This window comes from Methylophilus sp. DMC14 (assembly GCF_056314085.1).
Genome location: NZ_JBQUZA010000001.1, coordinates 662,933 through 682,637 on the forward strand (window position 1 = coordinate 662,933; position 19,705 = coordinate 682,637).

Here is a 19,705-nt window from a genome sequence, read left to right on the forward strand (position 1 = left end):
TTTTTATTTAGACGTTGCCGTAACGGGTATTACGGATCATTGTGTAACCTTTGATCAGCTCTTGTATGCCGAAGTCAAGCGAATGTGTTGGGGTGAAGCCAGTCGCTTCAATTTTCGCGTTGGATACAATGTAGTTCCGCTGATCAGGATCTTTACCAACAGGCGCATCGATAAACACAAACTCAGGCACATATTTTTGAATACGTTGACAGAGTTCTTGTTTGGAAACATTGGCATCTGAAAGGCCAACATTGAAAATTTCACCCTTCATCGTGTCAAAATTGGCAATAGCATGCTGGAACACACGACTGACATCTCTCACATGAATGTAATTACGCTTGAACGTGCCTTCAAACAAAACAACAAAACGGTCGTTGACGGCACGATGAGTGAAGTCATTCACCAGCAAGTCAATACGCATACGCGGAGACATGCCAAATACAGTGGCAAGGCGGAAACTGATGAAATTGGGATGCTCCAACAAAGCCTTTTCGATTTCTACTTTGTCGATGGCGTATTTGGAAATCGGATTGAGTGGTGACTCTTCAGTGCAAAAGTTATTCTTATCACCAGAACCATATGCGCTATTGGTAGTAGGCATCAGTATGCGTTGATCTTTGCTCACGTTTTTGAGCATCATAAAAATTGCATCATGATTGATAGTGGTTGCACCGACTGGATCAATAGAGCAGATGGGAGCTCCAACTAATGCGGCCAAGGGAATGATGGTGTCTGCTTTTTTTAATAACGGCAGCAGGGTGGCCTCCTGACGCACATCACCCCTAACTACGCTGAAGTTTGGGTGATGGCATACATGTGCCAAGCTATTTTGACCATACATGAAGTTATCAAGCACGGTCACTTTGTGACCAGCTGCTAAGAGGTCCGGAACCATGGTGGAGCCGAGATAACCTGCACCGCCTGTTACTAGAATATTTTGTGTCATGTGTAAATGTCCTGAGTTTGTTATTTAGTTTGGGAACAACGTAGATTCAACGCTCTCGCACAATGTATGCGCTAGCAAAATATGAAGCTCCTGTATGGTGCTTGTCATTTTTCCGGGGGCAATAAGGCAGTAGTCCGCGAGATCTTTCGTTTGACCACCATCCCGCCCAGTAAATACAATAGTTTTTATTCCCTTGGCTCTACATTCTTGAAGAGCCTTCAGAATATTTAGCGACTGACCCGATGTAGTAATGCCCAGAAAAACGTCATTCGTCTGCAATTTGGCCGCTAGCTGCCTGGAGAATACGTGCTCAAACCCATAGTCATTGCCGATGGCAGTCAGTATTGAACTGTCAGTGGTCAAGGCTTCTGCGGGGAGCGGGTTACGATCCCGCGCCAGTTTACTCACAAATTCGGCTGCAAGATGCTGCGAGTCCGCGGCAGAGCCACCATTGCCAGCGATGTAAAGTCGCCCGCCTTTTTGATAGCAGGATACAACATGATCAACGGCTTGGCTAAATGTCGACTTTAAGCCCTCATCCGCCAACAGGGTTTGCTGAGCTTCAATCGCTGCCAGGATATTGTTTTCTAGGAGTTTCATATCAGGACGGTCATTTCAGAAAAGTTGATGCTTTTTTATAGTCTTCAGGAATACCAATATCTAAAAAAGGTTGATCCTGGAGGCTTGATCCCACCAGACCCTTTGCTGCGTAAAGGGGGAGAAAATCGCCCTCAAACGAGAAGGTCTCAGGCATTTGGGCAAGCGCTTGCTTTAGCTGGCCAACACTCAAAAAATAACATCCTGCGTTGATACGTGCAGAGCCTTCAGACTTGACACCGAACAGTTTGACTTTTCCGTCAGCGCCAATATCAACGCCACCATATCGGTCATTTTTTTCGATGGTTTTGAGTGTGAGTGTAATTGGTAGGTTTTGGTGCTTTACGTCATCACACAACTGATTCAAGTCAACAGGAAACCAAGTATCCCCATTAATCATCAAGACAGCTTCTTCCGCCCACACCACGCTATTCATCGCCAACCGCAATGCCCCGCCAGTACCAAGCGGTATCTGTTCATGCACATAATCAATGACTGCGCCATGATAAGTTTCACCAAAATACGCATGAACAACATTACCCAAATGTCCAGTAGATAGCACAAAACGTTTAACACCTTGACCAATCCAGTGGTCAATTAAATATGCAAGAAATGGGCGACCAGAAATAGGGGCCATGGGCTTTGGTACATCACTTACTACAGACTTCAAGCGTGTACCCAACCCACCAGCAAGGATTAGCATTTCAGAAGGCCTAATGCTTTTCATGCGCCAACGGCCTCAACAGTTCGAGAGTGATATGTGGCAATGACTTCGTCAGGGCCACCCGCAGCAATAATTTGACCATGCTCAAGCAACAAGGCCTTATTGCAGAATTTTTTGATCACCTCATCAGAGTGCGAAGCAAGCACGATAATTTTGCTTCTGTTCATAAACTCATTCAGGCGCTTTTCCGCCTTATCCATGAATGCAGCATCTCCTGTGCCAATAACCTCATCCATAAGTAGAATGTCCGAATCCATTGCCGTTACTGTGGCGAATGCTAGCCTAGTGGTCATGCCAGAGGAATAGATGCGGACAGGCATGTCAAGATATTCACCGAGTTCTGTGAAAGCAGCAATTTCATCAAGCTTTGCATTAATCTCGATCCGTTTCATACCAAGAACGAGTCCACGGATAATGATGTTTTCAAAACCCGTAGCCTCTGGCTCCATCCCAAGAGAAATATTTAGGGTTGAAACAATTCGACCCTTTGCCCTTACAGACCCAGTTGTTGGCTGATATATTCCGGCCAAAACCTTTAAGAGCGTGGATTTTCCTGCTCCATTGTGCCCGACCAGACCTAGGCGGTCACCCTCCTTGAGAGAAAAGTTGATATCCCGGAGAGCCTTGACGACGGGCACAGTATCGCCCGATGAAACGAGACCGCCTGTAGCAGTTCCCAAAAGCCGCTTTTTTAGTGATCTACTGCCAATACCCACCAGCGGGTAATCAAGATGGACCTGGCTAACTTCAATCGAACTCATATCACTGACCTCACACCCAAAACGCGATGTAAGCGCTTTTGCTTCTATAAACCCACGCTGCCAGAATGGATGTTGCCAACAGCGTTAACAATGACACTCCCCACGAAATAGGTTCTGGGGCATGCCCCAAAAGAGGGGACCTAACTAAGTCAATAAAATAGGCTACAGGGTTCGCTGCAATCACCCAGCTGCCTTTTGCAAGTAAGCGCGGGAACCAGAAGATGGGCGTAACAAAAAACACTACCTGAAGAATGCTTTGAGTGATTTGAGCAATATCGCGAAATCGAGCACCAATAATGCTTAATGGGACAGCAATCACCATCAGATTAAGCATAACAAGCATAATACCTGGGAGCGCCAACAGCCCAGTCCATCCCGGCCAGATGCCGAAATAGAGATAAATCCCAACCACAATAAGCAAATTGTGGCCAAAATTAATGGCGTTTCTGGTGAGTACGCGTAGCAGGATAGTTAGCGGATTGATCCGCATATCCTTGATGTAGGATGAATTGTCGACAAATAAATTAGGCATTTCGCCAATGCAGCTTGCAATAAAACTCCAAACCACCAGGCCAATCGCTAAAAAAGGCAGCAATTCAGAAATTTCCGCTTTAAAAAGTTTGCTGTAAACAACGCCTAAAGTGACACAGAAAACAGCCATACTGAGTGTGATCCAGAATGGACCGATTTTGGAGCGCCGATATTTTATTTTTATGTCTTGCCATGCCCAAAAAGACCACAGGTCATAAGCGGCAATCGCTGCAAAAAAGTCACTCTGCTTATGATCTTGACCACTCAAAAGGCCACCCCTTCGCAGAGCGGTGCGAGAAAGCAGCTTTCCGTAGAGCAGGACTTACCTGACACGCCAAAAAGAATGTGGACAAGTTGTGACACAACTATCAAACACTGATGAACTTCATCAAAACGAACGTTATTTTTTGCCGAGCCATTTGCATCTATGGTGATTACATTTTTTAATTGATTCACAAACCCACCCATTTCATAAAGCCACTACCATACAAAACATTCTGTTGTGGACTATATGCAGGCCATTACGAAGTAAAATATCTCAGAGAAGCGACGCATTGCAGCTGCTCAAATCATTAAATGATTTTAACAGTTGAAGGCGTTTATAGCAAATTCGCAACTAGAAATTCACTTCGGTTGTGAAACAACTTAAGGGGCTGGTTGTATGCGCGCCAACTCTGCCAATTCTCGATAGAGGATGCCAAGCCTCTTCGGCAATCCAATGCATACCTTGCTTGACTAAATGATTTTCCAGGATTGGCCAAAAAAGGAGACTATGATGATTGAAGCACCAACTAACTTATAAAATAAAGAACCCCTAAACCAATCCCCAAAACAATATTTTTCGATGAATTGAATGCCTCAAATACTCAGTTTAAATAAACGGGATTGCTTTATCTGCTAATCGGTTTATAGCGGATACGTTTGGGTTTGGCACCTTCTTCACCCAGGCGTTTTTTCTTGTCAGCTTCGTATTCCTGATAGTTGCCGTTGAAAAACGTCCATTGCGAGTCGCCTTCGGCGGCCAGAATGTGCGTGGCAATCCGGTCCAGGAACCAGCGGTCGTGCGAGGTGACCAGTACGCAACCTGAAAACTCAAGCAAGGCATCTTCGAGAGCGCGCAGGGTTTCCACATCAAGGTCATTCGATGGTTCATCCAGCAGCAAGACGTTAGCCCCGGAAATCAGGGTCTTGGCCAAGTGCAAGCGACCACGTTCACCACCCGAGAGTTGACCAACGATTTTTTGCTGGTCGCCGCCTTTGAAGTTGAAGCGACCAATATAAGCCCGGCTAGGCATTTCAAATTTACCAACGCTGAGTACATCCAGCCCGCCAGAAATGGCCTCGAATACGGTTTTATCGTTATCCAAACCATCACGGGTCTGGTCGACTGCAGCCAGTTTCACGGTGGGCCCGGTGATGATTTCACCACTATCAGGCTGTTCTTTGCCTTGAAGCATGCGGAACAGCGTGGACTTACCGGCACCGTTGGGGCCGATCACGCCGACAATCGCGCCAGGCGGAATGGTGAAGGAGAGATTATCAATCAACAAGCGATCCCCAAAGCCTTTGGAGACGTTACTAAACTCAATGACCTGATTGCCAAGGCGGTCGCCGGGCGGGATAAAGATTTCCTGTGTCTCGTTGCGGCGCTGGTATTCGACGCTGGACATTTCTTCATAACGTGCCAAGCGCGCCTTGCTCTTGCTCTGGCGCGCTTTAGCCCCTTGGCGCACCCATTCCAGCTCTTGCTTCATGGCTTTGCGGTGGGCATCTTCCTGTTTTTGCTCCAGCGCTAAGCGGTCTTCTTTTTGTTCCAGCCAGCTGGAGTAATTACCTTTCCACGGAATACCCTCACCGCGGTCGAGTTCCAGAATCCATTCAGCCGCATTATCCAAGAAGTAGCGGTCGTGGGTGACAGCCACCACAGTGCCAGGGAAACGCACCAGAAACTGTTCCAGCCACTCGACGGATTCCGCATCCAAATGGTTGGTCGGCTCGTCCAGCAACAGCATGTCAGGTTTTGACAGTAATAATTTGCACAAGGCCACGCGGCGTTTTTCACCGCCTGACAACGGGCCGATTTTTACGTCCCAGGGTGGCAAGCGCAGTGCATCGGCGGCAATCTCTAATTGCTGCTCGACGTCACTGCCGCTGGCGGCCAGGATATTTTCGTACTTGGCCTGCTCTTCGGCCAGTTTGTCAAAATCGGCATCAGGTTCAGCATAGGCGGCATAAATTTCTTCCAGCTTTTGCTTGGCTTCCATGATAGCGCCCAAGCCGGCTTCGACCTCCTGACGCACGGTTTTTTCAGCATCCAGCTGTGGCTCTTGCGGCAGATAGCCAATCGAAATATTCGGTTGCCATTGCACTTCGCCTTCAAACTCTTTATCCGCGCCCGCCATGATGCGCAGCACGGTCGACTTGCCTGAACCGTTTAAGCCTAGCAAGCCAATTTTTGCGCCCGGGAAAAATGAAAGGGAAATATTTTTGATGATTTGCCGTTTGGGCGGCACGATTTTGCTCACGCGGAGCATGGACATCACATATTGCGCCATTTGTATTACATCCAGAGTATGGTTGGAAGCGGCTATTTTAACGCAGAGCGGGGATAAACAAGGAATTCTTTAGCGTTAGATAACCGCGGATGAGCGTGGAATGCGGACAGTGACATGCGCATGCAAGGCGGTTGACTGGATGCCTTTGCTCAGCGACTAAACAGATTTCTATTCTGCAGCTAAATATGAAAAAAGGGCCAACTGGCCCTTTTTATGCCCTCAGCTTAAGCTGCTTTTTGCTCGATCAAGGTAGCGCTTGCATTTGGGACTGCGGTGCCAATTTCAATTTTGCGTGGCTTGAGTGCCTCAGGAATCTCACGCACCAAAGCAATCGTCAACAAGCCATTTTCGAGCTGTGCGCCGGTCACTTTCACATGATCGGCCAACTGGAACTTGTGCTCAAAGTCCCGGGTGGCAATACCACGGTGCAGATAGGTGGTTTCCTGCTCTTTTTTGGCTTTGCGACCAGTCACGCGCAATGCCTGGTGTTCAGTTTCAATCTCCAGTTCATCTTGCTGGAAGCCAGCCACTGCCATCACGATTTTGTAGGCGTTTTCGTCTACCAGTTCGATGTTGTAAGGTGGATAGCTGATTTCGTTTTCACTGCGCTGGCTTTCGTTGAGCATTTTAGCCAAACGGTCAAAGCCAATTGCGGTTCTGTAGAAGGGGGTTAAGTCATAACTACGCATACGTTGATCCTTTCAAAAATAAGCGATTAACATGATTCACAGACCTCAAACTGCAAGCATCTGTATCGTGTAAATGGGTATGCGCTTTATCTTTTCAAGAGGGTCAGGTATTGATTTATATTCCCAGGGCCTCGGTCCAGGCCAGGGCCTCCATATGGCACTGATTTACTTTTTCCGGCTTGAGTTGCAGCATGGCAGCCATCTCTAAAATTTCTTCATTGTTGGCATCTTCGCAAGCTTCGGTGAGCTTGAGGAAAGGGCCAAAAATACCCTGGCGCTCAACGAGTGCATCGACGATCGTCTCAGGTAATTGTAGTTTCTCGAGGATATTTTCCATCGGCACTTTAAGCATCACATCCAGCAGCGAAAATACGCCCACCACAAACAGATTGTCACGGTCGCGCTTTTCAAAAAACGGTTCGCCCAATAACTCGGTCAAGCGGCCACGTGTAATTGAGGTTTTCATCAGGGCAGTGGAGCTGCTGTTGTTACCCGCCGTGACCATAAGTAAAGTCAGCCAGCGATAAAGCTGGTTGCGCCCCAAGATGGTCAAAGCATGACCGATGGATTGCACTTCGCATGACAAGCCAAAGCCCACGGAATTGATATAGCGCAGCAGTTTATAGCTCAGCGTGGTATCACGTTTAAACCCATTTTCGATGTCCTTGTTTTCTGCCTCCTGGCTGACCAGGTTCAACAAATGCAACACGCCATCAAAGCTTGGATTAATGACCTTGCTGCTGATATTTTCTGGCTTGGCATAAAAATAGCCTTGGAACTGGTGGTAACCCGCATCCAGCAGGTCCTGAAACTGGTTATTTTCCTCCACCTTTTCTGCGATGAGGGAACATTGATCGTGCTGGTATTTTTTTAACCATTGTTTAGCTTGTGCAATGCCCACATTGCGCATATCGATCTTGATAAAGTCGGCATAAGGCAACAAGGCTTCCAAATGCGGATAGTGTTGCGGATTATCCAATGCGATACGGAATTTGAGTTGTTTCAACTCCTGGCAACGCGCCAGGATTTCTGGGGTGACCTGAAGGTGATGCACCACTTCGAGCACGGTTTTTTCTGCCGGCATCAATTCGAGAAACACGCTATTGAGCATGACATGATCGACGTTGATGAATGCCAGCTGCTGGCCGAGTAACCAGCTCTCATGCATTTCGTCCATAGTGGTATTCAGGATACGCGCGCAGGTTTGAATATCTTCCTCAAAGGGCGTGTTGCTGCCATCCGTCTCATTACGGAAGAAAAACTCGTAGCCTATGATTTGTTGTTGATCATTAACAACCGGCTGGCGACCGATAATACTGTGTTGTGACGTGGTCATGACTGCATTCCTGATTAGCACCGATTACCAGTTTATGGCAGTCATCGCCATTTTGTATTGAAAAAAAAGCCCCGAATGTCGGGGCTTTTCTGGGGTTTATGACTATTCGACGGTCACACTCTTGGCCAGGTTACGTGGTTTGTCTACATCGGTGCCTTTAAACAAGGCGGCGTGATAAGCCAGCAGCTGCACCGGAATCACATGCAATACCGGGGAGAGCGCGCCGACATGGCGCGGCGTGCGGATGACCTGTACGCCTTCAGACGCATGAAAGTGACTGTCTGCATCCGCAAACACAAACAACTCGCCACCGCGTGCCCGGACTTCCTGCATGTTGGACTTGACCTTTTCAAGCAATGCATCGTTGGGGGCAATCACCACTACGGGCATATTGCTATCAACCAGCGCCAAGGGGCCATGTTTTAACTCACCGGCAGGATAGGCTTCGGCATGGATATAGGAAATCTCTTTAAGCTTGAGCGCGCCTTCCATCGCAATCGGGAAGTGGATGCCACGGCCGAGGAACAAGGCATGTTCCTTATCGCCAAAGCGATGTGCCCATTCGCGAATCTGCGGCTCCAGATTCAGCGCAATTTGCACGCTGCCGGTCAGTTGGCGCAGCTCGGCCAGGTATTGTTGCTCTTGCGCATCGGTCAAGAGACCGCGCACTTTGCTCAAGGTAACGGACAGGACAAACAATGCAATCAATTGCGTGGTAAACGCCTTGGTACTGGCCACACCGATTTCTGCACCAGCACGTGTGTAGTAAATCAGGGATGATGCCCGTGGGATGGCGCTTTCTTGCACGTTGCAGATGGCAAGACTGAAAGGATGCCCCAATTTTTGGGCATGTTTGAGCGCTTCCATCGTATCCAACGTTTCACCGGATTGCGAAATGGTGACGATCAGCTGCTTGGGATTAGGCACCGAATCACGATACCGGTATTCGCTGGCGATTTCGACTGAGGTTGGAATTTTTGCAATGCTTTCCAGCCAGTATTTGGCGGTCATGCCCGCGTAATAGCTGGTCCCCGCCGCTAAAATCAATACGCTATCAATCTGTTTGAAAATGTCAGCTGCTGTCGCACCAAACAATTCACACCTGAAAGCGCCATCATCAATAAGCGCTTCTATCGTATCGCTAATCGCGCGTGGTTGCTCATGAATCTCTTTTTGCATGAAATGGCTGTAAGGGCCCAATTCCAATGAGGCCAGAGAGACATCACTCATGTGCACTTTGCGCTGCACGGTTTCGCCTTGCTTATCGATAATCGTCACGCGATCGGTTTGCAAGGTGGCGACATCGCCATCCTCCAGATAAACCACTTTACGCGTGGCTGACAGCACCGCAGACACATCGGAAGCAACGAAATTTTCGCCTTCTCCATAGCCAATCAACAGCGGGCAGCCCAAGCGGGCAACAATCATGGTTTGTGGCTGGGCCAGGGCGATCACACTGATCGCATACGCGCCGGTCAATTCACTGATCGCTTGTCTGACAGCCACCAGCAGGTCTTTGCTCTGCTGGTAATAATAATGCACCAGATGGGCAATCACTTCGGTATCAGTTTGTGAAGTAAAGTGATAACCCAAGGCTTGTAAACGGTCACGCTGTTCATCGTGGTTTTCGATAATGCCGTTATGTACCACGGCGATTTCAGCCTGCTCTTGCGTAGGCGAAACATGCGGATGTGCATTTTGTTCGGTGACGCCACCGTGCGTGGCCCAACGCGTGTGGCCTATGCCGATCTGGCTGGTTAAGCCCTGAGCTTTGCGCTCTAATTCAGAGACGCGGCCGACCGCACGCACACGTACGATGGACTGGTTGAGTACAGCAATCCCCGCTGAGTCATAGCCGCGATATTCCAGACGGCTAAGGCCTTCAATCAACAAGGGAACAATATTACGGTTTGAAACTGCACCGACAATGCCACACATATGTTTATTTTTTCACCTTTTGCGGACGTTTCCATCCTTGAATTGAACGTTGCTCACGTGCACGACAGAGTGTTAATGTCTCTGCCGGCACATCTTTAGTGATGGTGGAGCCTGCGGCAATCGTCGCCCCTTTGCCTATGGTTACAGGGGCGACCAATTGACTGTCAGAGCCCACAAACACATCATCTTCTATCACAGTCTGATGCTTATTGGCCCCATCGTAATTGCAAGTAATCGTGCCAGCTCCAATATTGACGTTTGCCCCGATAGTGGCGTCTCCCACATAACTCAAGTGGTTGACCTTGCTACCCAGGCCGACGCTGGCATTTTTAATTTCGACGAAGTTGCCCACATGCGTCTCGGCAGCCAGGTGCGTACCTGGTCGCAAACGCGCAAATGGGCCGACTTTACTATCCTGGCCGATCCTGGCCTCTTCTATATGGGTAAATGCAGCTAATGTGGTATTGCGTGCAATCACGGCATTTTTGATCACGCAATTTGGACCGACATCAACACCATCTTCCAAGGTGACTTCCCCTTCAAAGACACAGTTCACATCAATACGCACATCACGGCCGCAGTTCAGGAGACCTCGAATATCAATTCGTTGCGCATCCATGAGGGTGACGCCTTGCGTCATCAAGTTGAGCGCCTGTCTGTGTTGATATTCACGCTCCATCTGTTGTAAATCCAGCTTGGAATTGATGCCCGTAACAGACCAGGCATCGGCGACCACATGTGGTAGTACCGCCCGTCCTTCGCTTACAGACATTGCAATGATATCTGTCAGATAATACTCTTGCTGCGCATTGTTGTTTTGCAGTTGAGCCAGCCAATGTTTCAGCGCTGCATTAGGCATGGCCATAATGCCGGTATTCACTTCCTGAAGGGCTCGTTGTGCTTCACTGGCATCCTTATGCTCAACAATGGCCACAACCTGATTTTGTGCATTGCGCACGATACGGCCATAGCCGGTCGGATCATCCTTGATAAACGTTTGTACAACCAGATGTGCATCTGCCTGCGACAGCATGTCGCGACAGGCCTCAACATCGACCAGCGGCACATCGCCCAGCAGAATCAGTGTTCTTCCTTGTGCAGGCAGATGGGGGAGGGCTTGCTGCACGGCATGTCCGGTCCCCAGTTGCTCGGCTTGTAAAACCCACACCAAATCCTCGCCCGGGGTTTGTTGCTGGACCTGTTCACCCCCAAAACCATAGACCACAATGATTTTTTGAGGATTGAGTTTGCGTGCGGCGTTGATCACATGATGCAGTATCGGTTTGCCGCCAATGGCGTGCAGTACCTTAGGCAGGTCTGAGCGCATACGGGTGCCTTTGCCTGCCGCCAGAATTACAATATTCAAATCAGTCATGCGATTATTTTATCTCAGAAACAAAAAAGGCGGCTTGAAAGCCGCCTCATTTGTCATTGTCTGCATTAAATTTAATGTTAAACGCTAATGCAACAACTAGTGGACTGATTTACGCAATTTCTGAATTGCCTGGATTTGTGCAACAGCCTCTGCCAACTCAGCTTGCGCTGCGGCATAGTCAATCTCGGAAGAACGGTTTTTCAATGCTTCTTCGGCCGCTTCCTTAGCTGCAATAGCCTTGGCTTCGTCCAGATCCTGACCACGAATGGCTGTATCCGCCAGTACGGTTATCATGCCTGGCTGCACTTCCAGCATGCCGCCAGAAATGAAGATCAGGGTTTCTTCCTGCGCTGCAGATTGCTTGATACGCAATGCACCGGGCTTGATCGTGGTAATCATTGGTGCGTGATTTGGGTAGATACCCACTTCACCTGCACCTGCGGGGGCCACGACAAATTCGGCTTCGCCGGAGAAGATAGACTCTTCGGCACTCACCACATCGATATGCACTGTATTTGCCATAATGTTCTCTTTTCTATATCACTGAAAGAAACAAGCAGATGGCGTCCATCTGCCTGTATTCATACTCCATTAGTTCAGTGTTTTAGCCTTTTCAACAGCCTCTTCAATGGCACCTACCATGTAGAAGGCTTGCTCTGGCAAGTGGTCATACTCACCATTTACAATCGCTTTAAAGCCTTTAATGGTTTCTTTCAGAGGTACATATTTACCAGGCGCACCGGTAAACACTTCTGCCACGTGGAAAGGCTGTGACAAGAAACGTTGGATCTTACGTGCACGGCCAACCACCAGTTTATCTTCAGGTGACAGCTCGTCCATGCCCAGAATCGCAATAATGTCGCGCAGCTCTTTATAACGTTGCAGTGTAGACTGCACCGCACGTGCAACAGAGTAGTGCTCTTCACCCACAATTTGTGGATCCAGCTGACGTGAAGTTGAATCCAGTGGGTCAACCGCTGGGTAAATACCCAATGAAGCAATGTCACGTGACAGAACCACGGTCGAGTCCAAATGCTGGAATGTGGTTGCTGGGGATGGGTCAGTCAAGTCATCCGCAGGTACGTAAACGGCCTGGATAGATGTAATAGAACCGACTTTGGTTGAAGTAATACGCTCTTGCAGACGGCCCATTTCATCAGCCAGGGTAGGTTGGTAACCTACGGCAGATGGCATACGGCCCAGCAACGCAGATACTTCTGTACCGGCCAATGTGTAACGGTAAATGTTATCTACGAAGAACAACACGTCACGGCCTTCGTCACGGAATTTTTCAGCCATGGTCAACCCGGACAACGCGACGCGCAGACGGTTACCAGGAGGCTCGTTCATCTGACCGAACACCATCGCCACTTTGGACTCTTTCATGTTGTCCAGCTTGATCACGCCAGCTTCTGCCATCTCGTGGTAGAAGTCGTTACCTTCACGGGTACGCTCACCCACACCGGCAAATACTGACAAACCGGAGTGCTGTTTAGCAATGTTGTTGATCAGTTCCAGCATGTTCACGGTTTTACCAACACCCGCGCCACCGAACAGACCCACTTTACCGCCTTTAGCAAATGGGCAAACCAGGTCAATCACCTTAATGCCTGTTTCGAGCAGGTCAACCGAAGGAGACAGCTCTTCAAACGCTGGCGCTTTCTGGTGGATAGAACGGAACTCTTGTGAATCGATAGGACCGACTTCGTCAATTGGACGGCCCAATACGTCCATGATACGGCCCAATGTGCCTTCACCGACTGGCACAGAGATCGCTGCACCTGTGTTTTTGAACGCAGTGCCACGTGCCAAACCATCGGAGGAACCCATGGCGATGGTACGGACAATGCCGTCGCCCAATTGTTGTTGCACTTCCAAAGTCAAGCCAGTCTCAGCTTTGGAATCTTTGTCATCAATAATCAATGCATCGAATACTTTAGGCATTTGATCGCGTGGAAACTCCACGTCAACCACAGCGCCGATACACTGCACTACTTTACCTGTTACTGCTTGATTTGCCTTTGCCATTTTCTTTTCCTAACTGTATGAGTCAGATCTAATTGAATTCTTAAACTTGCTGCCCTAAAACGCACCCTTAGGACGAAACCGCAGCTGCACCGCCGACGATTTCAGAAATCTCTTTGGTAATGGCAGCCTGACGTGCCTTGTTGTAGACCAGTTTCAGTTCACCAATCACGCTCTTAGCGTTATCCGAGGCTGATTTCATCGCTACCATACGGGCAGATTGCTCAGACGCCATGTTTTCAGCCACTGCGTTATAAATCAATGACTCAATGTAACGCATCATCAATTCATCTACGACCGGTTTTGCTTCTGGCTCATAGATGTAATCCCAATGACCATTAGGACTGCCCAGTTGCTCGCCAGTCAAAGGCAACAATTGTTGCATGGTTGGCACTTGCTTCATGGTATTGATGAATTTGGTATAGCAGATGTAAAGCTGATCAATTTCACCGGCAATGTACGCATCGAGCATCACCTTGATGGTGCCGATGAGTTTTTCCAGATGCGGAGTATCGCCCAAACCGGTGATATGGGATTTCACTTGTGCGCCCACCCGGTTCATGAAGCCATAGCCTTTGTTACCAATGGCGCTGACGCTGATGCCTTTGCCTTCGCTTTCCCAGGTTTTCATCTGGTTCACCGACATGCGCAGTACGTTGGTATTCAAGCCACCGCACAATCCTTTGTCCGAGCTGACGACAATCAGACCCACGTTTTTCACCACGTCACGTTTAATCAAAAACGGATGACGATACTCTGATTGTGCAAATGAAAGGTGAGCCGCCACGTTGCGGATTTTTTCCGCATAAGGGCGGGAGGCACGCATTCTATCCTGCGCCTTGCGCATTTTAGAGGCGGCCACCATCTCCATCGCCTTGGTGATCTTGCGTGTATTTTCTACACTCTTGATCTTGGTTCTAATCTCTTTACTTCCTGCCATATGCGTTTCCTAAGTCGAAGTGTCAGAGATTAATAAGCGTTGGTCGCTTTGAAGTCCTGAATTGCTGCTTCCAGTGCCTTTTCGTTATCACCGCTCAAATCCTTGCTGGATTCGATCGTATCAACGATATTTTTGTACTTGGAGCTCAGGAAACCGTGTAATGCGTTTTCAAAGGCCAAGACTTTGTTGGTTGGCACATCATCAAAGTAACCTTTGTTGGCAGCAAACAGGCTGATACCCATATTCGCCACGCTCAAAGGTGCGTATTGGGCTTGCTTCATCAACTCGGTAAACATACGACCGCGGTCCAGCTGTTTGCGGGTCGCTTCGTCCAAGTCGGAAGCAAACTGCGCAAACGCAGCCAATTCACGATACTGCGCCAAAGCCAGACGGACACCACCGCCCAGTTTTTTGATCACTTTAGTTTGCGCTGCACCACCCACACGAGACACGGAAATACCGGCGTTGATCGCAGGGCGGACACCAGCGTTAAACAGGTCACTTTCCAGGAAGATCTGACCATCGGTAATCGAAATCACGTTGGTTGGAACGAATGCAGACACGTCACCAGCTTGTGTTTCAATCACTGGCAAGGCAGTCAATGAACCTGTTTTGCCTTTAACTTCACCGTTGGTGAATTTTTCAACATATTCTTCATTGACGCGCGCAGCACGCTCCAGCAGACGGGAGTGGATGTAGAACACGTCACCTGGGTAAGCTTCACGGCCTGGTGGACGACGCAGCAACAGGGAAATCTGACGGTAAGCCACGGCTTGTTTGGACAAGTCATCGTAGACAATCAATGCATCTTCACCACGGTCACGGAAGTATTCGCCCATGGTACAACCGGCATAGGGTGCCAGGAATTGCAGAGCAGCTGAGTCAGAAGCGGTTGCCGCCACCACGATGGTATAGGCCATCGCGCCGTGCTCTTCAAGTTTGCGTACCACATTAGCAATGGTAGACGCTTTCTGGCCAATCGCAACGTAGATACAGGTCATGTTCTGACCTTTTTGGTTAATGATCGCATCGACAGCAACCGCTGTTTTACCTGTCTGACGGTCACCAATGATCAATTCACGCTGACCACGACCCACTGGCACCATGGAGTCAATAGACTTCAAACCAGTTTGTACAGGCTGTGACACGGATTTACGTGCAATCACACCTGGGGCGATTTTTTCAATTTTGTCTGTCAGCTTGGTGTTGACTGGACCCTTGCCATCAATCGGCTGACCCAACGCGTTCACCACACGGCCAATCAGCTCGGGGCCCACTGGCACTTCCAGAATACGACCTGTACATTTACAGACGTCGCCTTCAGTGATGTGTTCATACTCACCCAGCACCACGGCACCCACGGAGTCACGCTCCAGGTTCAATGCCAGACCGAATGTGTTGCCTGGAAACTCGATCATCTCACCAGCCATGACGTTAGACAGGCCGTGAATGCGCACAATGCCGTCTGTCACAGAAATCACAGTACCCTGGGTACGTGCTTCTGCGGCGGTAGAGAAGTTTTCCAAACGGCTCTTAATGAGCTCGCTAATCTCTGATGTAGATAACTGCATTTAATTCTCCTATGCCTTATGCTGTGAGCGTATAGGCTAAATTTTGTAACTGACCTTGGACAGACGCGTCGATAACGGTGTCGCCAACAATAATTTTGATGCCGCCGATGATTTCCGGATCAACGGAAACGCTTGCTTCAATTTTCTTGCCGAACTTGGCTTCCAGACGCTTGACCAAATCTTTGGTTTGCGTTGCCGTGATTTTGGCAGCGGCAATGATTTGTGCGTCCAAGGTGCCTTCATCTTGCGCTTTTAAAGCCTCAAAGGCTTCAGCAATGGCAGGCAATAAGGATAAACGGCCATATTCAACCAAAGTCTTGATCAAATTTTGACCATGCTCGTTAAGATTGTCGCCACAGACTTTGAGGAATGCGCCTTCAACATCTGCCGCATTCAGTTTGGGGTTATCAATCAGGGTTTTCATTTGGTCATTAGAAGCCACTCCGGCTGCCAATGCCAACATATCAGACCATGTTGCCAATGCATTTTTCTCTTTGCCCAACTTGTAGGCAGCGACAGCATAAGGCCTTGCAATGGTTGAGAGTTCAGCCATGTTTTATCCCTTTAACCTTATAGTTCCGCAGCGAGTTTAGACAACATTTCGCTATGTGCTTTGGCATCAATCTCTTTGCGCAGGATTTTTTCTGCACCAGCGACAGCCAGTGTTGAAACCTGTGCACGCAGACCCTCTTTGGCACGGTTCACTTCCTGATCGATTTCAGCTTTGGCACCGGCAATAATGCGATCACCTTCAGCCTTGGCGTTTGCTTTGGCTTCATCAATGATTTGAGCGGCGCGTTTTTCGGCTTGCCCAATAATCTCACTTGCTTTTTGTTTGGCCTCGTTCAATGTTGCTTCAGATTTTTTGGCAGCCACTTCCAGGGCGCTCTTGCCCTCTTGGGCAGCAGCCAAACCATCTGCGATTTCCTTTTGGCGTGTTTCGATCGCTTTTAACAGCGGCGGCCAAACGAATTTCACTGTGAACCAGATCAACACTGCAAATGCGATAGCTTGCGCGATGAGTGTGAAATTAATATTCATGTTGGATCCATCATACTGATTGGTTGAAAGGTTTAAGTCACTACTTAAACCCTACCGGGCGGTGATTACCGAGTAAAAATTACTTGGCAACAACGCTCAACAATGGGTTTGCGAATGCAAACATCATTGCCAGACCAACACCGATAATGAAAGAAGCGTCAATCAAACCCAACAGCAGGAATACTTTACCTTGCAGGGCAGGGATCATTTCTGGTTGACGAGCAGCGCCTTCCAGGAAACTTGCACACATGATACCAATACCGATACAAGCGCCAGCGGCACCCAAACCAATGATCAAACCAATACCAACGCCTGTGTAGGCTTGAATCAATGCTAATGCTTCCATTTAATACCCTCTCTTATAAAGAATTAAAAACAACTACAAAGTTAAAACTAGTGTGATTCATGCGCCATGGCCAGGTAGACCACAGTCAACATCATGAAAATAAACGCTTGCAAGGCCACAATCAGGATGTGGAAGATAGACCATCCAGCACCCAGTACAGCACCGGCAACGGTACCAGTCAGGCCAGTGGCAGCCCACATACCCAACAGCAAGAAGATGATTTCACCAGCGTACATGTTACCGAACAGACGCAATGAGTGAGAAAGTGGTTTTGAAACGTATTCAATCAGGTTAAACAAGAAGTTGGCAGGCCATACCAAAGGATTGCTACCAAATGGTGCACAGAACAATTCGTGAATCCAGCCACCCAGGCCTTTGGCTTTGATAGAGAAGAAAATCATCAGGAACCACACCGCCAATGCCAAAGCAAACGTGGTGTTAATGTCAGAAGTAGGGACGATACGCCATTTGGTATGCTCGCCACCAATTGCTGATGCCACATTTGCTACGTGGTCTACCGGCAGGAAGTCCATCGCGTTCATGACCAGCACCCAAACAAACACGGTCAGTGCAGCCGGCGCAATAAAGGAATGACGGTTACCGTGAAAAATGTTTTTAACCTGGTCATCGACAAAACCGAATAACAACTCAACAAACGCCTGACGCTTAGTCGGTACGCCAGCGGTCGCTCCGCGTGCCACCCACCAGATCAGCCCCATCACCAGCAAACCCAGCACGACTGAAGTCAGCAGGGTGTCATAGTGCAATACCCAAAAGCCTTCAGAGGTGGCATTGCCATTCACACCTTGTGCATTAAAGCTCAGGTGGTGCGCGATATATTCAGAAGGAGTCAGTTCTGCGTGTTGTGCGTGTTCGGTTGTCATATGTTCAAACTATTTTTAAGTTAACTGGTCTACACATTTGCTTGTGATTTTGCGAGCGCGGCGCCAGAAAAAAGCGCAGCGGCTGCCAAGCCTGCAATCAATGCAAAAGGCACCAATGCACGAAACAGCTTGAAAACCACAAACAGGATAATCGCGATGATTAATATTTTTACTGCTTCTGCCTTGAGTAAATTGAGTAATACCGCCGTGGGATCTGTTTTCAGCTGACCTTTGGCTGCAATTCTTGCAGCAAACCAGGCACCGATCACAACGGAAATGCCGCCCATCAAGGCTGATAATGCTGCATTGATCCCTGCCAATGCAAATGCTGCTATGGTCACTGCCGCTGTCGCCATGAGTTGCCAGCGCAGCATGTTACGGTAAAGCGACATGCCAGCCGCTTGGGTTTCGAGACCACTCATGGGGTTAGCCCGCAAAAATTCAAGACAAAATACTACAAAGACGCGAGATTTTGAATTATTCACCCGACGAAGTCAAGCACCAAACTAGCCATAACTGCCTGAATGAGCTGGAAAAATCGAGGCCTGCAGGTTGGCTACGTCATTTTGCTTACGATTTTAGGTGATTGTCGGTCAGTTTCGCTATCCAATCATCAAGCTGATCCAGATTTGCAAAACTCAGTTTCAAGACACCCGCGCCGTTCGCCTTACTGCTAATACTGACCTCAGCCCCCAACTGCTCACTGAGTTGGTTTTGCAGAGTCGCCACATCTGGATGCACGGCAGGCTTGGCTTTTTTGCCACTCGCCGGCTCGGATTGAATCATGCGCTCCACTTCACGCACAGATAAGCCATCCTGAACCACCTTGTTTGCCAACAAGATTTGCTGGGCCGGCTCTATCCCCACCAACGCACGTGCATGGCCCATGTCGATCTGGTTATCCAGCAACATATCCTGCACCATAGGGGTCAGTGTCAACAGGCGCAACAAGTTGGACACCGCCACTCTCGAGCGACCCACGGCTTGTGCCGCTTTTTCGTGCGTCATCTCAAACTCGTCAATCAGGCGCTTAATGCCCATGGCTTCTTCGAGTGGATTGAGGTTTTCACGCTGAATGTTTTCAATCAGCGCCATCGCCAGTGCGGCTTCGTCGGCAATTTCCCGCACCAGCACGGGCACTTCGGTCAGGCCCGCCTTTTGCGAAGCACGCCAGCGACGTTCACCGGCAATAATCTCAAATTTTTCCGGGGCAATTTCACGTACCAGAATCGGCTGCATAATGCCTTGTGCCGCGATCGAGTCAGCCAACGTTTGCAGGGCTTCCTCGTTCATATAGGAACGCGGCTGATACTTGCCTGGCTGCAACTGCCCTACAGGCAATGTGCGCAACATGTCTGACTGGGCAATTGTTTCCGCATCCCCTGATAACAATGCGTCGAGTCCGCGACCGAGTCCCTTGGGCTTCACCATGCTGCTACTTCCTTA

Annotated in this window: 20 protein-coding genes; all 20 read right to left on the bottom strand. The window is 48.9% G+C overall.

Annotated features, from left to right (window positions below; all coding sequences use genetic code 11):
- Window positions 1-7 precede the first annotated feature (7 nt).
- Window positions 8-946: an NAD-dependent epimerase/dehydratase family protein gene (locus ACT53C_RS03280; RefSeq protein ID WP_476144785.1), complete on the bottom strand. Its 939-nt coding sequence runs from the start codon at window positions 944-946 to the stop codon at window positions 8-10.
- 24 nt (window positions 947-970) lie between these two features.
- Window positions 971-1,546 (bottom strand): D-sedoheptulose-7-phosphate isomerase, encoded by a 576-nt coding sequence (locus ACT53C_RS03285; protein ID WP_476144787.1) that lies wholly within the window; start codon window positions 1,544-1,546, stop codon window positions 971-973.
- Between the two features lie 10 nt (window positions 1,547-1,556).
- The gene (locus ACT53C_RS03290; RefSeq protein WP_476144788.1) at window positions 1,557-2,270 is read right to left on the bottom strand and encodes a nucleotidyltransferase family protein; all 714 of its coding nucleotides are present in this window, start codon (window positions 2,268-2,270) and stop codon (window positions 1,557-1,559) included.
- The gene (locus ACT53C_RS03295; RefSeq protein ID WP_476144789.1) at window positions 2,267-3,028 is read right to left on the bottom strand and encodes an ABC transporter ATP-binding protein; all 762 of its coding nucleotides are present in this window, start codon (window positions 3,026-3,028) and stop codon (window positions 2,267-2,269) included. Before ACT53C_RS03295 ends, ACT53C_RS03290 begins: the two co-directional genes overlap by 4 nt.
- Window positions 3,029-3,038: 10 nt before the next feature.
- Entirely contained in the window at window positions 3,039-3,827 is a 789-nt protein-coding gene (locus tag ACT53C_RS03300; RefSeq protein ID WP_476144790.1) for an ABC transporter permease, read from the bottom strand.
- Window positions 3,828-4,449: 622 nt separating this feature from the next.
- Window positions 4,450-6,114, bottom strand: a complete 1,665-nt coding sequence (gene ettA / locus ACT53C_RS03305) for an energy-dependent translational throttle protein EttA (protein WP_476144791.1) — start codon at window positions 6,112-6,114, stop codon at window positions 4,450-4,452.
- A gap of 224 nt (window positions 6,115-6,338) precedes the next feature.
- Window positions 6,339-6,803: an Hsp20 family protein gene (locus ACT53C_RS03310; RefSeq protein WP_194749676.1), complete on the bottom strand. Its 465-nt coding sequence runs from the start codon at window positions 6,801-6,803 to the stop codon at window positions 6,339-6,341.
- Window positions 6,804-6,918: 115 nt separating this feature from the next.
- Window positions 6,919-8,139, bottom strand: coding sequence for an EAL and HDOD domain-containing protein (locus tag ACT53C_RS03315; RefSeq protein WP_476144792.1), 1,221 nt, complete (start codon window positions 8,137-8,139; stop codon window positions 6,919-6,921).
- Window positions 8,140-8,241: 102 nt separating this feature from the next.
- A complete protein-coding gene (gene glmS, locus ACT53C_RS03320; protein WP_476144793.1) occupies window positions 8,242-10,077 on the bottom strand; it encodes a glutamine--fructose-6-phosphate transaminase (isomerizing) in 1,836 nt (611 codons plus the stop codon).
- Window positions 10,078-10,081: 4 nt separating this feature from the next.
- On the bottom strand, window positions 10,082-11,452 hold the full coding sequence (glmU, locus tag ACT53C_RS03325; RefSeq protein ID WP_476144794.1) for a bifunctional UDP-N-acetylglucosamine diphosphorylase/glucosamine-1-phosphate N-acetyltransferase GlmU: 1,371 nt from the start codon (window positions 11,450-11,452) through the stop codon (window positions 10,082-10,084).
- A 96-nt stretch (window positions 11,453-11,548) separates the two neighbouring features.
- Window positions 11,549-11,974 (bottom strand): F0F1 ATP synthase subunit epsilon, encoded by a 426-nt coding sequence (locus ACT53C_RS03330; protein WP_476144795.1) that lies wholly within the window; start codon window positions 11,972-11,974, stop codon window positions 11,549-11,551.
- A gap of 69 nt (window positions 11,975-12,043) precedes the next feature.
- Window positions 12,044-13,480: a F0F1 ATP synthase subunit beta gene (gene atpD / locus ACT53C_RS03335; protein WP_476144796.1), complete on the bottom strand. Its 1,437-nt coding sequence runs from the start codon at window positions 13,478-13,480 to the stop codon at window positions 12,044-12,046.
- A gap of 67 nt (window positions 13,481-13,547) precedes the next feature.
- Window positions 13,548-14,417, bottom strand: coding sequence for a F0F1 ATP synthase subunit gamma (atpG, locus tag ACT53C_RS03340; protein WP_275357504.1), 870 nt, complete (start codon window positions 14,415-14,417; stop codon window positions 13,548-13,550).
- A gap of 29 nt (window positions 14,418-14,446) precedes the next feature.
- A complete protein-coding gene (atpA, locus tag ACT53C_RS03345; RefSeq protein ID WP_194749669.1) occupies window positions 14,447-15,988 on the bottom strand; it encodes a F0F1 ATP synthase subunit alpha in 1,542 nt (513 codons plus the stop codon).
- A gap of 16 nt (window positions 15,989-16,004) precedes the next feature.
- Window positions 16,005-16,541, bottom strand: coding sequence for a F0F1 ATP synthase subunit delta (locus ACT53C_RS03350; protein WP_194749668.1), 537 nt, complete (start codon window positions 16,539-16,541; stop codon window positions 16,005-16,007).
- A gap of 17 nt (window positions 16,542-16,558) precedes the next feature.
- On the bottom strand, window positions 16,559-17,029 hold the full coding sequence (locus tag ACT53C_RS03355; RefSeq protein WP_194749667.1) for a F0F1 ATP synthase subunit B: 471 nt from the start codon (window positions 17,027-17,029) through the stop codon (window positions 16,559-16,561).
- Between the two features lie 79 nt (window positions 17,030-17,108).
- Window positions 17,109-17,375, bottom strand: a complete 267-nt coding sequence (gene atpE, locus ACT53C_RS03360) for a F0F1 ATP synthase subunit C (RefSeq protein WP_018987204.1) — start codon at window positions 17,373-17,375, stop codon at window positions 17,109-17,111.
- 47 nt (window positions 17,376-17,422) lie between these two features.
- A complete protein-coding gene (atpB, locus tag ACT53C_RS03365; protein ID WP_124552423.1) occupies window positions 17,423-18,259 on the bottom strand; it encodes a F0F1 ATP synthase subunit A in 837 nt (278 codons plus the stop codon).
- 29 nt (window positions 18,260-18,288) lie between these two features.
- Window positions 18,289-18,681: an ATP synthase subunit I gene (locus tag ACT53C_RS03370; RefSeq protein WP_476144798.1), complete on the bottom strand. Its 393-nt coding sequence runs from the start codon at window positions 18,679-18,681 to the stop codon at window positions 18,289-18,291.
- Between the two features lie 148 nt (window positions 18,682-18,829).
- Complete coding sequence (locus ACT53C_RS03375) at window positions 18,830-19,690, bottom strand: ParB/RepB/Spo0J family partition protein (protein ID WP_194749664.1); 861 nt, start codon at window positions 19,688-19,690, stop codon at window positions 18,830-18,832.
- Window positions 19,691-19,705 lie beyond the last annotated feature (15 nt).

What these genes read in the sequence shown, in the direction of transcription:
- ACT53C_RS03280 (WP_476144785.1), bottom strand. Translation starts at nt 946, where the DNA reads ATGACACAAAATATTCTAGTAACAGGCGGTGCAGGTTATCTCGGCTCC.
- ACT53C_RS03285 (WP_476144787.1), bottom strand. Translation starts at nt 1,546, where the DNA reads ATGAAACTCCTAGAAAACAATATCCTGGCAGCGATTGAAGCTCAGCAA.
- ACT53C_RS03290 (WP_476144788.1), bottom strand. Translation starts at nt 2,270, where the DNA reads ATGAAAAGCATTAGGCCTTCTGAAATGCTAATCCTTGCTGGTGGGTTG.
- ACT53C_RS03295 (WP_476144789.1), bottom strand. Translation starts at nt 3,028, where the DNA reads ATGAGTTCGATTGAAGTTAGCCAGGTCCATCTTGATTACCCGCTGGTG.
- ettA (WP_476144791.1), bottom strand. Translation starts at nt 6,114, where the DNA reads ATGGCGCAATATGTGATGTCCATGCTCCGCGTGAGCAAAATCGTGCCG.
- ACT53C_RS03310 (WP_194749676.1), bottom strand. Translation starts at nt 6,803, where the DNA reads ATGCGTAGTTATGACTTAACCCCCTTCTACAGAACCGCAATTGGCTTT.
- ACT53C_RS03315 (WP_476144792.1), bottom strand. Translation starts at nt 8,139, where the DNA reads ATGACCACGTCACAACACAGTATTATCGGTCGCCAGCCGGTTGTTAAT.
- glmS (WP_476144793.1), bottom strand. Translation starts at nt 10,077, where the DNA reads ATGTGTGGCATTGTCGGTGCAGTTTCAAACCGTAATATTGTTCCCTTG.
- glmU (WP_476144794.1), bottom strand. Translation starts at nt 11,452, where the DNA reads ATGACTGATTTGAATATTGTAATTCTGGCGGCAGGCAAAGGCACCCGT.
- ACT53C_RS03330 (WP_476144795.1), bottom strand. Translation starts at nt 11,974, where the DNA reads ATGGCAAATACAGTGCATATCGATGTGGTGAGTGCCGAAGAGTCTATC.
- atpD (WP_476144796.1), bottom strand. Translation starts at nt 13,480, where the DNA reads ATGGCAAAGGCAAATCAAGCAGTAACAGGTAAAGTAGTGCAGTGTATC.
- atpG (WP_275357504.1), bottom strand. Translation starts at nt 14,417, where the DNA reads ATGGCAGGAAGTAAAGAGATTAGAACCAAGATCAAGAGTGTAGAAAAT.
- atpA (WP_194749669.1), bottom strand. Translation starts at nt 15,988, where the DNA reads ATGCAGTTATCTACATCAGAGATTAGCGAGCTCATTAAGAGCCGTTTG.
- ACT53C_RS03350 (WP_194749668.1), bottom strand. Translation starts at nt 16,541, where the DNA reads ATGGCTGAACTCTCAACCATTGCAAGGCCTTATGCTGTCGCTGCCTAC.
- ACT53C_RS03355 (WP_194749667.1), bottom strand. Translation starts at nt 17,029, where the DNA reads ATGAATATTAATTTCACACTCATCGCGCAAGCTATCGCATTTGCAGTG.
- atpE (WP_018987204.1), bottom strand. Translation starts at nt 17,375, where the DNA reads ATGGAAGCATTAGCATTGATTCAAGCCTACACAGGCGTTGGTATTGGT.
- atpB (WP_124552423.1), bottom strand. Translation starts at nt 18,259, where the DNA reads ATGACAACCGAACACGCACAACACGCAGAACTGACTCCTTCTGAATAT.
- ACT53C_RS03370 (WP_476144798.1), bottom strand. Translation starts at nt 18,681, where the DNA reads ATGAGTGGTCTCGAAACCCAAGCGGCTGGCATGTCGCTTTACCGTAAC.
- ACT53C_RS03375 (WP_194749664.1), bottom strand. Translation starts at nt 19,690, where the DNA reads ATGGTGAAGCCCAAGGGACTCGGTCGCGGACTCGACGCATTGTTATCA.